The 13,270-nt window shown below is 68.9% G+C and carries 9 protein-coding genes, 1 tRNA gene and 7 pseudogenes; 9 read left to right on the forward strand and 8 right to left on the reverse strand.

Going from position 1 to position 13,270, the window contains the following annotated elements:
• The first annotated feature begins 4 nt into the window (after positions 1-4).
• On the forward strand, positions 5-481 hold the full coding sequence (locus tag AAF143_RS03555) for an N-acetyltransferase (RefSeq protein ID WP_255009531.1): 477 nt from the start codon (positions 5-7) through the stop codon (positions 479-481).
• A gap of 5 nt (positions 482-486) precedes the next feature.
• Here AAF143_RS03555 and AAF143_RS03560 read toward each other — a convergent pair.
• A tRNA-Arg gene (locus AAF143_RS03560) sits at positions 487-560 on the reverse strand.
• Positions 561-666: 106 nt separating this feature from the next.
• Here AAF143_RS03560 and recF point away from each other — a divergent pair.
• Positions 667-1,720, forward strand: a pseudogene (recF, locus tag AAF143_RS03565) (DNA replication/repair protein RecF); the annotation flags it as partial.
• A 138-nt stretch (positions 1,721-1,858) separates the two neighbouring features.
• On the forward strand, positions 1,859-2,335 hold the full coding sequence (gene speD / locus AAF143_RS03570; protein ID WP_255009677.1) for an adenosylmethionine decarboxylase: 477 nt from the start codon (positions 1,859-1,861) through the stop codon (positions 2,333-2,335).
• Positions 2,336-2,339: 4 nt separating this feature from the next.
• Here the strand turns inward: speD and larE are convergent.
• Positions 2,340-3,190 (reverse strand): annotated as a pseudogene (gene larE / locus AAF143_RS03575) (ATP-dependent sacrificial sulfur transferase LarE).
• Positions 3,191-3,283: 93 nt separating this feature from the next.
• Here larE and AAF143_RS03580 point away from each other — a divergent pair.
• A pseudogene (locus AAF143_RS03580) lies at positions 3,284-4,448 on the forward strand (cob(I)yrinic acid a,c-diamide adenosyltransferase).
• 19 nt (positions 4,449-4,467) lie between these two features.
• Here AAF143_RS03580 and moeB read toward each other — a convergent pair.
• Together moeB and AAF143_RS03590 are read right to left on the reverse strand one after the other, a co-directional pair.
• A pseudogene (moeB, locus tag AAF143_RS03585) lies at positions 4,468-5,638 on the reverse strand (molybdopterin-synthase adenylyltransferase MoeB).
• Between the two features lie 44 nt (positions 5,639-5,682).
• Positions 5,683-6,189 carry a M67 family metallopeptidase gene (locus AAF143_RS03590; protein ID WP_414026519.1) on the reverse strand — a complete coding sequence of 169 codons (507 nt, stop codon included), beginning with the start codon at positions 6,187-6,189 and terminating at the stop codon, positions 5,683-5,685.
• Between the two features lie 94 nt (positions 6,190-6,283).
• Here AAF143_RS03590 and AAF143_RS03595 point away from each other — a divergent pair, with 94 nt between their 5' ends.
• The gene (locus tag AAF143_RS03595) at positions 6,284-6,664 is read left to right on the forward strand and encodes a CAAD domain-containing protein (protein ID WP_255009538.1); all 381 of its coding nucleotides are present in this window, start codon (positions 6,284-6,286) and stop codon (positions 6,662-6,664) included.
• Between the two features lie 9 nt (positions 6,665-6,673).
• Here the strand turns inward: AAF143_RS03595 and AAF143_RS03600 are convergent, their stop codons facing one another.
• A complete protein-coding gene (locus AAF143_RS03600; protein ID WP_414026520.1) occupies positions 6,674-7,555 on the reverse strand; it encodes a fructosamine kinase family protein in 882 nt (293 codons plus the stop codon).
• A gap of 119 nt (positions 7,556-7,674) precedes the next feature.
• Here AAF143_RS03600 and crtD point away from each other — a divergent pair.
• Positions 7,675-9,178 (forward strand): annotated as a pseudogene (gene crtD / locus AAF143_RS03605) (C-3',4' desaturase CrtD).
• An 84-nt stretch (positions 9,179-9,262) separates the two neighbouring features.
• On the opposite strand, the pseudogene AAF143_RS03610 reads toward crtD, so the two are convergent.
• Positions 9,263-10,645 (reverse strand): annotated as a pseudogene (locus tag AAF143_RS03610) (prephenate/arogenate dehydrogenase); the annotation flags it as partial.
• A gap of 317 nt (positions 10,646-10,962) precedes the next feature.
• Between AAF143_RS03610 and AAF143_RS03615 the strand changes: the two are divergent.
• The 3 genes from AAF143_RS03615 (at position 10,963) to AAF143_RS03625 (ending at position 12,414) form a co-directional block, all read left to right on the forward strand.
• Entirely contained in the window at positions 10,963-11,550 is a 588-nt protein-coding gene (locus tag AAF143_RS03615) for a hypothetical protein (RefSeq protein ID WP_414026521.1), read from the forward strand.
• Between the two features lie 134 nt (positions 11,551-11,684).
• On the forward strand, positions 11,685-11,930 hold the full coding sequence (locus AAF143_RS03620) for a DUF2839 domain-containing protein (protein WP_255009553.1): 246 nt from the start codon (positions 11,685-11,687) through the stop codon (positions 11,928-11,930).
• A gap of 115 nt (positions 11,931-12,045) precedes the next feature.
• Complete coding sequence (locus AAF143_RS03625; protein ID WP_255009555.1) at positions 12,046-12,414, forward strand: DUF1815 family protein; 369 nt, start codon at positions 12,046-12,048, stop codon at positions 12,412-12,414.
• A 472-nt stretch (positions 12,415-12,886) separates the two neighbouring features.
• Here the strand turns inward: AAF143_RS03625 and AAF143_RS03630 are convergent, their stop codons facing one another.
• A complete protein-coding gene (locus AAF143_RS03630) occupies positions 12,887-13,033 on the reverse strand; it encodes a hypothetical protein (RefSeq protein ID WP_414026924.1) in 147 nt (48 codons plus the stop codon).
• Between the two features lie 30 nt (positions 13,034-13,063).
• A pseudogene (locus AAF143_RS03635) lies at positions 13,064-13,138 on the reverse strand (hypothetical protein); the annotation flags it as partial.
• Positions 13,139-13,270 lie beyond the last annotated feature (132 nt).

Consider the following 13,270-nt stretch of genomic DNA (forward strand, 5'->3'; position numbering starts at 1 on the left):
GCCCTTGATTTCCTTTCGCAGCTCCGTCACCCAACCCCGCCTTCCGGAGGGCTACCGACTGGAGACCACACCCGCCCCGACCGCCCAGGAGCTGGATGCCCTGCTGGTGAGTTGCGGCGACCGATCCCGCCAGAGTGAGCTGATCGAGCGGGTGCTCTCGCGCAGCATCTGGCACCTGCTGGTGCGTGACCCCCAAGGGCAGCTGGTGGGGTTCGTGCGCGCCACCAGCGATCTGGCCCTCAATGCCAACCTCTGGGACCTGTCCGCCGCCCCGGCTGATCCTGCCCGTGCCACGGTGCTGGAGGTTCTGGTGCACGGGGCCCTGAGTCGACTGCGCCGGGAGATGGCGGGCTGCAGCATTTCGCTCTCGGCGCCACCGGAGGCTTTAGAGGCGTTGCGGCGCCATGGCTTCGTGGTGGACCCCGGCGGCATCCGAGCCATGGGGCTCACGCTCACCGATCCGGTGGAGAGCGTGGACTGAACACACGAGCATGGAGGGACTCGAACCCCCGACCCTCAGAATCGGAATCTGATGCTCTATCCAACTGAGCTACATGCCCTCGCCGTGGCCTGGGGCCATGGCTACCGACCGGAAGCAGACCCCCGGGCGATGGGTTTACCTTAACCGCACGCCGCCCCGGACCCATTCGGCTGCATCGCCTGGAGCTGCTGCAGTTCCGCAACTACACCTCCCTCAGCCTGGAGCTGAACTCCCCACGGTTGCTGGTGATCGGTGACAACGGCGAAGGCAAGTCGAATCTGCTGGAGGCGGTGGAGCTGCTGGGGAGCCTGCGCTCCCATCGCTGCAGCCGCGACCAGGATCTGATTCAGCAGGATCAGGGCCAGAGCCGACTGGGCGGCTGGTGCGCCGATGGCGAGCACCTGGAGCTGGAGTTGCGCCGGGTGGGGGCCGCCAGGCCAGGCGCAACGGCAAGACCCTGGAGCGCCACCTGGATCTGCTGGGCCCCCTGCGCTGTGTGGGCTTCAGCGCCCTCGACCTGGAACTGGTGCGCGGGGAGCCCGCCCTGAGGCGCCAGTGGCTGGATCGGGTGGTGCTGCAACTCGAGCCGATCTACACCGACCTGCTGGCCCGCTACGGGCGCCTGTTGCGCCAGCGCAGCCAGCTGTTGCGCCGGGGCCTGGACCGCTCCCACCGCTCCGAGTTACTGGATGCCTTCGATCAGCAGATGGCCCTGGTGGGCACCCGGCTGCACCGCCGCCGTCGCCGGGCCCTGGCACGGTTGCAGCCCCTGGCGGCCGCCTGGCAGGAACGGCTCAGCGGCGGCCGCGAACGGCTCGAACTCCGCTACCAGCCCGGCAGCCTGCTGGAGGGAGAGGAGGCCGAGGCCCCTGGCGCGAGGCCCTCGAAGCCCAGCTGCTGGCCCAGCGGGAGGAGGAACTGCGACTGGGCCACTGCGCCGTCGGCCCGCACCGCGATGAGGTGGAGCTGCGCCTGGCGGACCAGCCGGCGCGGCGCTATGGCTCGGCAGGCCAGCAGCGCACCCTGGTGCTCGCCCTCAAGCTGGCCGAGCTCGAGCTGGTGCATCAGCTCTGCGGCGCTCCGCCCCTGCTGCTGCTCGACGACGTGCTGGCCGAACTGGACCCCGGCCGCCAGCAACTGCTGCTGGAGGCGGTCGGTGAGGGCCATCAATGCCTGGTGAGCGCCACCCATCTGGGGGCGTTCAGCGCTGGCTGGCGCAACCGTTCCCAACTGGTTCAGGTGCGAGCCGGAGCGATCGCGACCGAGACGACTCCCCCTGAGCGCTGGCCTGGCGCACCAGGCCGGACCACAAAGGCAACCCTGCGCGGGTTTTTACGGCCCTGGGCGTTATGGTGATGAGCTGTTCACATGGATCTGATGACCCAGACCCTGCCCAGCCTCCACCCCAACCCGGGATGGAATGGAGCTCCAAGCCCCCTTTCCGAAAGCCCCCAAACCTCCAGTGCCACCGATGCGGTGGGCAAACACTGCATCCTCGAGCTCTACAACTGCAACAGCGAGAAGCTCGACGACGAAGCCTTCCTCAGGACCGCCATCACGACAGCAGCCAAGCGTGCGGGCGCCACACTCCTGAATCTGATCACCCACCGGTTCGAACCGCAGGGGGTGACGGGGCTGGCCCTCCTGGCCGAATCCCATATCTCCATCCACACCTGGCCCGAGTCGGGTTACGCGGCCGTCGATGTGTTCACCTGCGGTGACCACACCATGCCCGAGCGGGCCTGCCATGTGCTCAGCGCCGAGCTGGGGGCCGCCCATCACAAGCTCACCAGCTTCCGGCGGGAAACGCCCCAGTCCTTAGCCGAGGCTGAACGGACCCCTCTCGCCGCCTGAGGCCTCAGAGAGCGGATCTGTCGCGGTTGAGCTTGCCACTCACCAGGCCCTCAAGATCCAGGCTCACCGCTGAGAAACCGAGGCCTGCAAAGGCCTCGACCAACTCTTCGCGCCACCCTGCCGGATCCCCCAACCGCTCCAGCAGCCCATCGAGCTGGTGCCGGGGGACTTCGATCCGGGCGGTTTCCCCCTGGCTGCGCACCCGCAGCTCGGCAATGCCCTGGCCCCGCAGCCAGTCCTCGGCAGCGGCCACCCGCCGCAGCCGCGGGGCGTTGATCGGCTCGCCGTAGGGGAAGCGGGAGGCAAGGCAGGGCTGGGCGGGTTTGTCCCACCAGGGGAAGCCAAGCGCCCGGGAAATCTGGCGCACCGCCTGCTTGTCAAGACCGCATTCCACCAGGGGCGAACGCACCCCTGCTCGCGGGCGGCGCGGAGGCCCGGGCGGTGATCGCCGAGGTCGTCGAGGTTCACCCCATCGACCACCAGGGCCGCCGCTGCCTCAGGCTGCGCAGCCAGGGCTGCCGCCAGGGGTGCCAAGAGGCCGTGGAGCTCCCGCTTGCAGGCGTAGCAGCGATCCTCCGGGTTAGCGGTGTAGGCCGGATCGTCGAGTTCGGCGGTGGAAATCTCCCGGTGGTGCAGGCCCATCCAGCGGGCCTGCAGGCGGGCCTCCTCGCGCAGGTGCGGCGCCAGGGCCGATGACACACCGGTCACCGCCAGGGCCCGGTCCCCCAACTGTTCCGCCGCCAGGGCCGCCACCAGGGCGCTGTCCACACCGCCGGAATAGGCCACCACCAGCTGGTTCTGGGCCGCGAGCCACAGGCGCAGATCCTGCAGCGCCAGCCCAAGCTGCTCCGGCAGGGTTTCGCCGAGGCGATGGGGGGCAAGAGCGGACTGGATCGGGGCCAACGGGCGGTGGGCGGTCGTTAGGATCCAACGGTAAGGGGCCCGGCGATGACACCGCCCAGCAGCGCTGAGCGCACCGCAGGCACGGGCCGGGGCATCGGTATTCGCACCGCCGCCGGCAGCAACGAGCGCAGCCGCGGCCAACTGCATGTCTATGACGGCGACGGCAAGGGCAAAAGTCAGGCGGCCCTTGGCGTTGTGCTGCGCACCATCGGCCTGGGTATCTGCGAGCAGAAACGCACCCGGGTGCTGTTGCTGCGCTTCCTCAAGGGTCCCGGCCGCGCCTACGACGAGGACTCCGCGATCGAAGCGCTGCAGCAGGGATTCCCCCATCTGATCGACCAGGTGCGCACCGGACGGGGCGACTTCTTCACCGCCGCCGAGGCCACCCGCTTCGATCGCCAGGAGGCCCAACGGGGTTGGGACATCGCCAAGGGCGCCATCGCCAGTGCCCTCTACTCCGTGGTGGTGCTCGACGAGCTTTCGCCTGTGCTTGATCTGGGGCTGCTCGACATCGACGATGTGGTGCGCACCCTGGCCACCAAGCCCGACGACATGGAGGTGATCGTCACGGGCCGCGGCGCCCCCAGAAGCTGGTGCAGCTGGCGGACCTGCACTCGGAGATGCGCGCCCACCGCCGCGCTGACGGTGATGCCATCGGCTTGGAGGGGATCGAGATCTACACCGGCGAAGGCAAGGGCAAATCCACCAGTGCCCTGGGCAAGGCCCTGCAGGCCATCGGCCGCGGCATCAGCCAGGACAAGAGTCACCGGGTGCTGATCCTGCAGTGGCTCAAGGGCGGCAGCGGCTACACCGAGGACGCGGCCATCGCCGCCCTGCGCGAGAGCTACCCGCATCTGGTCGATCACCTGCGCTCCGGTCGTGATGCCATCGTCTGGCGAGGCCAGCAGCAGCCGATCGACTACGTGGAGGCCGAGCGGGCCTGGGAGATTGCCCGTGCCGCCATCTCCAGCGGGCTCTACAAAACCGTGATTCTCGATGAGATCAACCCCACGGTGGACCTGGAGTTACTGCCCGTGGAGCCGATCGTGCAGACCCTGCTGCGCAAGCCCGCCGAAACCGAGGTGATCCTCACCGGCCGCTGCAAGAACCCCCCGCCTATTTCGATCTGGCCAGCGTGCACTCGGAAATGGTGTGCCACAAGCACTACGCCGAGCGGGGCGTCGATCTCAAACGCGGCGTCGACTACTGATCCCGCCGTTTGGGCGGATTCAGTAGCGCGAAACCGTTGGGTCCACTTCCTGGCTCCAGGCGTCGATGCCGCCACTCACATTCACACCGTTGATGCCGTGGCGCCCCAGCGCGATCAGGGCCTTGGCGGAGCGGCCACCCATCTTGCAGTGCACATAGAGCCGTTTGCCCGCCGTCAGCTCCCGCACCTGCTCGATCGCCTGGCCCCCTCAATCTGATCGAGGGGAATCAGCACGGCGCCATCGATCGCGGCAATCGCCACCTCCGGGGGTTGCGCACATCCAGCAGCAACAGCTCGCTGCGGTCTCCATCCAGCAGCTGCTTGAGCTCGATCACACTGATCGCCTCCAGGGTGCCCGCCTCCTCCTGGCCCGGCGCCGTGCCGCCGACGCCACAGAACTCCTGGTAGTCAATCAGTTTGTCGATCACCGGACGCTCGGGGCTGGGCCGCAGCTTGAGCTCGCGGAACTTCATCTGCAGGGCATCGAAGAGCAGCAACCGGCCGCTGAGGCTGGTGCCGATGCCGGTGAGGATCTTGATCGCTTCGGTGGCCTGGATCAGGCCGATGATCCCCGGCAGCACACCCACCACACCACCCTCGGCGCAGGAGGGCACCAGGCCCGGCGGCGGCGGCTCGGGGAACAGGTCGCGGTAATTGGGGCTTTCGGCATCGAGGTTGAAGACCGTGGCCTGGCCTTCGAAACGGAAGATCGAGCCGTAGACGTTGGGTTTCCCCAGCAACACGCAGGCGTCGTTGACCAGATAACGGGTGGGGAAGTTGTCGGTGCCGTCGCAGACGATGTCGTAGGGGCGGATGATCTCCAGGGCGTTCTCGCTGGTGAGCGCCGTTTCGTAGAGATCCACCTGGCAGTGGGGGTTGATCTCGTGGATGCGGTGCTTGGCCGATTCGATCTTGGGCTTGCCCACCCAACTGGTGCCGTGGATCACCTGACGTTGCAGGTTGCTGGTGTCGACCACGTCGAAATCGACGATGCCAAGGCGGCCCACGCCAGCGGCGGCCAGATAGAGCAGCAACGGTGACCCCAGGCCACCGGTGCCCACGCACAGCACCGAAGCGGCCTTGAGCCGCTTCTGGCCCTCCATCCCCACCTCGGGAAGGATCAGATGGCGCGAGAAGCGGGCCACCTCGTCGGGGCTCAGCTGGATGCCAGTGGTGTCAGGGGGAAGCATGGGCAGGGAGCCGCCGTTGGGGGGCCGTGATCGGTCCGTGCTCCCTACTCTCCCAAATCCCCGACCCCGCCCAAATCCCCGACCCCGCCCATCTGCGCATCAGCCTCCGCAGCGCCATCCAAGCTGAGCCGTCGGGGCTCGTCAGGGGGCTCGGGCAACCACCAGGCCCCCAGCCCACCGCTGGGGCCGGGCCAAGGTGAGCGAATCAGCATCAGCGTCGGTGGGAGCACCCAAGCGCGATCGATGGCCGATGGGATCGCTCCGCCATCGGGGTGACTGTGGGCGCTGCCGATCACCTCGATTTCCCGGAGGCGCGCCCATTTCTGCGCCAGCAACTGCTCCCGGGGGTCGATGGCAAAGCGGTTGCGGCGGCTGGGTGCTGCGGCCGCGTCATCGTCCGTCGGCCCGGGCCCGGCCCCGGGCCAACCCTCGACCCAGACGTTGAGGCAGGGCCAGATGGCCTCAATGGCCAGGGAGGAACCCTGCTGCCGCCCCAGCAGCAGAGCGCAGCCTTCTTCGGGTGCCGCGGCCAGGAGCACGGCCTCAAGCACCGCAGACCAATGTCTGCCAAGCCACAAGCGCTCTGGCACGGCAAGGCTCACCCCGATACCTTAGGGCGCACGACCCAGTTGCCCAATCAGATTCATGAGCGACGAGACAACTGACGTGAAGGAGCCTTCCGTGTTTTCCGCCAGCTCTTCCACCACCGAGGAAGCCGGTGCCGGCTTCACGGAGCGCTACAGCGAAATCCTCGGCAAGGTGAACACCGCCCTCGACCAGGTGGACTGGACCCAGATGGGCCGCGTCGGCAAGGCCGCCGGCATCCTGCTGGCGGTGATTGTCGCCCAGGTGCTGATCAAAGGGGTGCTCGACACCATCAACCTGCTTCCAGTGGTGCCGGGCCTGCTCGAACTGCTGGGCCTGGTGGTGGTGGGCCAATGGAGTTGGCAGAACCTCACCACCAGTGACAAGCGCAGCGCCGTGGTGAGCCGCCTGCAGGGTCTCCGCAGCGAGTACCTGGGCTGAGCGCAGGGCTCAGCCCCACGCCGTCGAATCCCCCATCAACGCGAAGATCCGCCGCTGGGCCTGGCTGCGGTAGCCACCGCCAAAGAGGTTGGCGTGGTTGAGCAGGTGGTACAGGTTGTACAGGCCTGATCGCTCCCCATGACCGTCGGGCAAGGGCCATTCGGCCTCATAACCCGCGAAGAAGCTGCTCGGAAAGCCCCCGAACAGCTGGGCCATGGCCAGATCCACCTCCCGATCGGCGCGGTGAACGGCGGGATCGAACAGGGCTCCCCGACCGGTCGTCAGCGCACCGGCGTTGCCACTCCAGAGATCGCCATGCACCAGGCAGGGCTCAACCGGGTGCCGCGCCAGCCAACGGGGCACCCGCTCCAGCAGCTCCCGGGCCCCCTCGAAACGCTGGCCCTGGCGCTCCGCCCAGGCCAACTGCACCCCCAGACGACGATCGGCGAAAAAGGAGCCCCAATCGGCCAGCCAGCCATTGCGCTGGGGCCCTGAACCGATGAAGTTGTCGCTGGCCCAGCCAAAACCCTCTGAACCGCTCTCCAGGCTGCGGCGGTGCAACCGGGCCAGGCCCGCGCCCAGGGAGCCCCAGGATCCGGCCTGCCCGCCCCCGCCCAGGGGCAGCCAGGTCATCACCAGCAGGGCCTGGTCCTCCCATTCGCCGCAGAGCAGGGGCTCGGGAATCACCAACCCTTCATCGGCCACCGCGGTCAAGGCCGCCAGTCCCTGCTGCTCAGCCAAGAGCACCGGCAGCTGATCGGGGCGGTTGGTCTTGGCGAACAGGCGGCGGCCATCGCCCATCTGCAGGCTCCAGGCGCTGTGGATGCAGCCGCCCCCCACCGGCTGCCACGACATCACTTCCGAGCCCAGCAATGCGGCGATCGCGGCCACGGGCGGCCTGTGGGCTGGCGGCATCGCTGCTGGCTCCGCGCTGACCAACCCAGGCTGCCAGCATGCAAAGGCCCTGTCCTGCCGTGCTTGACGCCTGAGGCCGGTCTCACCGCTGACGCCTGCGACGCTGTGGTGGTGGGGGCGGGATCGCCGGCCTGACAGCGGCGGCCCTGCTGGCCGAGGCGGGTTTGACTGTGGAGCTGCTGGAGGCCCACCACCAGAGCGGTGGCTGCGCCGGCACCTTCCGCCGCGGCCCCTACACCTTTGATGTGGGCGCCACCCAGGTGGCCGGCCTGGAGCCGGGGGGATCCATGAGCGGCTTTTTCGGCACCTGGGGGTGGAGCCGCCAGCAGCCAGCCCCCTGGACCCTGGGTGCAGCGTGCTGCTGGCGGGGAAACCACACCGATCCAGCTCTGGCGAGACCCCCAGCGCTGGGCCCAGGAGAGGCAACGGCAGTTTCCCGGCAGCGAGCGCTTCTGGCGGCTCTGCGGCGCCCTGCACCAGTCGAACTGGGCCTTCAACCAGCGCGATCCGATCCTGCCGCCCCGCAGCCCATGGGATCTGGCCACGGCGCTGGGCGCCCTGGGGCCGGCCCAGCTGGCCAGCGGTCTGCTGAGCGGCGCCACCGTGTTCGACCTGCTGCGGCTCACGGGCTGCGGCGGCGATCAGCGCCTGCGGCGTTTTCTGGATCTGCAGTTGCGGCTCTATTCCCAGGAACCAGCGGAGCGCACCGCCGCCCTCTATGGCGCCACGGTGCTGGCCATGGCCCAGGAGCCCCTTGGTCTCTGGCACCTGCAAGGTTCCATGCAGAGCCTCAGCACGGCGCTTGAGCGGGGCCTGGCCCAGGCGGGCGGGGGCTTGAAGCTCGGCCACAGAGTGAAGCGGCTGAGCCCCCCAGTCCCTGGCCTGGCCCCGGAACTCTGGGTGGTGGAAGGCCACGCCCGCGGGGGCGCCCCGTTCCAGATCGCCGCCCACGACGTGATCTGCACGGCGCCGGTCCAGGCCCTGCCGGAGCTGCTGGGGGAGGCCCTGCCCCAGCAGCTCCGGCGGCGGCTGGCCGGATTCGACGATCCCTCCGGCGCCCTGGTCTTCTACGGGGCGATCGATCGCGATCTTCTGCCCGCTGAACACCCCTTGCACCTGCAGCTCGATTGGGGTGATCCCGGCCCCCTGTTCGTGTCGATCAGCGCGGAGGGGGATGGCCGCGCCCCCGCGGGCCAGGCCACCGTGATCGCCAGCGTGTTCAGCCCCGCCCGCCCCTGGTGCGCGCTGGAGGAGCCTGCCTACCAGGAGCGCAAGCGGGCCGCTCAGCAGGGCATCGAGGCAGGCCTGATCCAGCTCCTCCATCTGCCCCCCGAACCGTTCAGGCACGGGGAGCTGGCCACGCCCCGGGGCTTCCTGCATTGGACGGGCCGGCCCTTCGGATTCGTGGGCGGGCTCGGCCAGGCCCCCAGCCGTTTCGGCCCCTTCGGCCTGGCCAGTCGCAGCCCCCTGGCGGGTCTGTGGCTCTGCGGCGATTCGATTTTTCCCGGAGAGGGCACCGCCGGGGTGAGCCAATCGGCGCTGATGGCCTGCCGCCAGCTGCTGGCCAGCCGCGGCCGATCGCTCACGCTGGCCCGTTGAAGGCTCCCGGGAGTCAGAGGAAGGGGGGCGAAGCTCCCGGGCCCGGGTGAGAGCGGCCTCGAGCTGGTCGAAGTGCCCCTGCTCCACCAGCGCCTGCAGGGCCGCCAGCTGCTGGCCGTAGGCCGCCAGCGCTTCGCCCAGGGCTTGCCGGTTGTGGGTGGCCATCAGGGTGCCCAGTTCGGGGTTGCCGCCACCCACCCTGGTGGTGTCGGCAAAACCGCTGGAGGCCAGGGCCCGCACCAGTTCAGCCAGCTCCGGATCCGGGGCGGCGCGATCAGCGACCAGCAGCAGGGCGGCACTCACCAGCACCGGTAGATGGGAAATCAGCGCCACCGCCCGGTCGTGGGCGATGGCGGAGCACGTGAGCCAGCGGGCCCCCACCGCCTCCGCCAGGGCCCTCACCTGTTCGAGGGCCTCGGGGTCGGTGGCCTCGGTTGGGGTCGCCACCCAGGGGCGGCCCTGGAACAACGCCGGTTGACCCGCCTCCACACCGGCTTCGGCCGTGCCCGCCATCGGATGGCTCGCGACAAAGCGGGGGCAGCGGGGTTGCCACTGGGCCAGCACCGGAGCCTTGACCGAGCCCACATCCGTGAGCACCGCCTGCCGAGGCAGGGCGTCCAGCAGCGCCTGGGGGGTCCAACAGCCGATCAAGGGGAAGGGCCAACACCACCAGGCCGCACCCTCGAGCACCTGGGGGTCTGTAGCGATGCGGTCGGCCAGACCCCGCTGCCAGGCCCGCTCGGCGGTGGCCTGGCGGTGCACCAGGGCATGGACCGTGGCGCCGCGCGCGCGCAGGTCCAGCGCCAGGGAGCCCCCGATCAACCCCAGGCCCACGATTCCCACGGGCCGATCCCGCCACAACACTGTCATCGCCGGTACGGCCTGCTCGGGCCAGCTTCCTACGATTCGGCCATGTTGGAAGCCCGCGCCCACCACCAACTCAAAGCGCTGCTGCGGCAGGAAGGTGCCGCGCGTTGGCCCCATCACCTGACCCTCAGCCGTCTGGTGGCCCGCAGCCTGCGGCGCGCGGACCAGACCCAGGTGCGCCTGAGCGCCCTCAGCGACCCCAGCTGGCTGGTGGGGTTGCTGGTGCCCCTGGCCCTGAGCGAGGCCCCCGTGGCCCTTGTGCTCAGCGATGAACTGCGCCAGCGGTTGCTGCAACAGGAGCTGCCCCGCCTGAAGGCGGTGGGATTGAACCTGCCCTGCTGGGAAGGGGAGAGCGCCCCACAGGGTGCCCGGCTCTGGCTGCTGAGTCCGGCCGAACTGGCGATGGCCTGGCAGCAGAACCTTCTCGGTGAGCGTCAACTGGTGATCGTGGAGGCGGACGAGCTGGAGCGGGCCCTGCGGCAGTCCCTGGGGATCGTGGTGGAGACCCGCCACTGGGAGTTGCTGCGGCGCAGCCTGCCGGCGGCCGAAGCCAGCCTGCTGGCCCTGCACGAGCGCCTGAGCCGGCGGATCTTCAGCCATCCCTCCAACCCTTCCCTGCAGATCGCCCTCAGCCCGGAGGAGGAGGCGCCCCTGGGGCAGCTACTGCAACTGCTCAGCCCCCTACCACCCCCTTGGCCCAGCTGGCTGGAAAGCCAAGGGCCCGGCTGGACCAGCTGGGCGACGGTGGATCCCCAGCTGCTGCAGTGGACACTGCACCGCCAGCCCCTTGAACCGTTTGAGGTGATGGCGGGGCTGCTGCGCAAGCGCGGGGCCCTGATGATCGGGTCGGAGCTTGGGGGCCCGGTGGCACCCCCTGGTCGGCGCCGGCCCAGGCGGCCCTGGGTTTTGCTCCGCAGGTGACGGTGCACCTGGGCGATCCCCCGCTGCAGGATCCCCTTCCCATCCATGCGCCCCAGCGACAGGCCCTGCCCAACAGCCCCGACTACGGCGAGCACCTGCTGGAGCACTGCCGCCGGCTGGTGCTGGGCCAGGAGGGGCTCACGGTGGTGTTGATCGATGACGGGCCGTTGCGGCTCGATCTGAGCAGTGCCCTGGCCGCTGAATTCGGCAGCCGCGTGGTGCACCAGACCACGGCTCCAGAGAGCAACGGTGTGCTGTGCTGCGGCTGGGATTGGTGGCTGGAGCACCAGCAACGCCTGCCGGTACCCGGCCAGGTCGTGGTCGCGCTGCTGCCGATCGCCAGCCTGGAAGACCCCCTCACTGCCGCGCGGGTCAGGGCGCTGCGCCTGCGGGGCCGCGACTGGTTCCGTGAGCTGCTGCTGCCCGAAGCCGTCAGTCGACTGCAGCGGGGCGTGGCCGGGCTGCGCCGTGGGGGCGGCAGGCTGGCTTTGCTGGATGGCCGGGTGCGGCGGCGCACCTGGGGCCGCCAGGTGCTGGAGGCTCTGGAGCCCTGGGTGGACCTGCCACGGCTGTTGCCTCGCTGATCGTTGTTGCCGCGCTGATCGGTGTTGCCGCGCTGATGGCCTCAAGGCAACCAACCGCCCTGGAACTTCGCTGCAGAGGCGTTCCAGCCCGTGGCGACCCTTAGCCTGGCCGCGATCCGACAGGGCATGGATGCATGGGTGAGGCCAAACGTCGGGCGGAGCAGGGGCTACCAGCCCGGGAGCGCAAGCAAGCCGCCGCCCCCAAGGACAACTCACCGAGGCTGGTGAGCTGGTTGCCGTTCAGCCAACGGCAAGCAAGCCGCTTCGTGGAGGTGTCCACCAAGGGGGCCTGGTATGGAATCGCTGCCCTGGCCATTTTCTGGGTGACCGTGCGCTTCATCGGCCCGGCCGCAGGCTGGTGGAGCCTGGCCGACGGCTGACGGGATTCAGCCGACGACGGCCCCGCGGCAGGACAGGGTCCAAAGACAATGAGTATTTCTACGCGCACCAATCGGAAGAAATCATTAACGTCTGTTCACTGCCCCTGTTCTACCGATGTTTCCCCGACTTGCTGAGCACTATCGCTCCGTCGTTCAGGATCTGGTGATGAGCCTCCAGGCCTTGGCTGTCAGCCTCCAGGGCCAGGGCTTTTCGGCCACCTGCTACGTCTGCGGAGATGGCGCCCAGGGCCAGGGTGCCTCCTTCGTGGCCGCCCTGGGCGAGGGGCACATGGTGCGCTTCCTGGTCTCCGACTTCGGCATCAGCTGGGTGGAATCCCGCAACGGCCATGAGTTGGTGAAGCTGGAGGGTGCCGACGCCATTGAGGAATTGCAGCGCCTGGCCACCTTCCTCCAGCCCGAATCCACCGCCAGCAGCGCGGCCTCGCTTCAGGCCCCGGGCGCCACTGCCGCAACGGGCAGCTGAACCAACGTTCATCGTTCATCTTTTCCACAACCCGAATCCCTAGCAGCGTCAACTCGCCTGCACGAACATCGGCTTGGCTGCCTTTTGGCTGGGCTGGGGCACCTGTCAGCACCTTCCCCAATCAGCCGCAGGCAGGGCGTAACGGCCGCTTGAGCCGCTGGGGCCGAAGCTGGCGAGCGGCATCGACACCGCACCTCCCATCAACGCAGCCCTACGGCCCCCAGGCCTTAGTCAAGGGAAATCCCTACGGTTCAGGCGGCAGAGCTTGGAAGGATTCCTTCCTGGCTCGAGCCAATCGATCAGCCCCAGCTGATCGTCACCTCCGGGATGACACCCAGACCATCTCCACGCCAGCTCAGGCCCTCCCTGAGCGCGTCCCGTCCAGGCCAGGGCCCGATAGCAACGGCCGCAGCCTAGCCCACACACAACTCCAAGGGCCGTGGAAGGCCCTCATACTTGCCTGCTGTGGCGCTTAACCGGCCTGGGCCAGCAGCTCCTCATCATCCTCCGGCACGGGCATGGCGGCCAGCTTGGCGGCGGCCGCCGCCAAGGGCTTCATCGAGTTGGCGGTGACGTCCGCCCCTTCGGTGAGCTTGCGGCGCAACAGGGCTTCGATCACCTCCTTCTGCTCGGGGTTCTGCTCCAGCCAGCCGATGGTGTTGTCGCGGCCTTGGCCGATGTTGTCGCCCTCGTAGCTGTACCAGGCACCCTTGCGCACCACCACGCCAGTTTCCTCGGCCAGATCGAGCAGGCAGCCCAGGATGCTGATGCCGCGGCCGAACAGGATGTCGAACTCGGCGATGCGGAAGGGGGCGCCACCTTGTTCTTGGCCACCTTCACCTTGGCGCGGATGCCG

The organism is Cyanobium sp. ATX-6F1 (assembly GCF_047395825.1).
GTDB lineage: Bacteria > Cyanobacteriota > Cyanobacteriia > PCC-6307 > Cyanobiaceae > ATX-6F1.

What these genes read in the sequence shown, in the direction of transcription:
- speD (WP_255009677.1), top strand. Translation starts at nt 1,859, where the DNA reads ATGACCCAGACCCTGCCCAGCCTCCACCCCAACCCGGGATGGAATGGA.
- AAF143_RS03595 (WP_255009538.1), top strand. Translation starts at nt 6,284, where the DNA reads ATGAGCGACGAGACAACTGACGTGAAGGAGCCTTCCGTGTTTTCCGCC.
- AAF143_RS03620 (WP_255009553.1), top strand. Translation starts at nt 11,685, where the DNA reads ATGGGTGAGGCCAAACGTCGGGCGGAGCAGGGGCTACCAGCCCGGGAG.
- AAF143_RS03625 (WP_255009555.1), top strand. Translation starts at nt 12,046, where the DNA reads ATGTTTCCCCGACTTGCTGAGCACTATCGCTCCGTCGTTCAGGATCTG.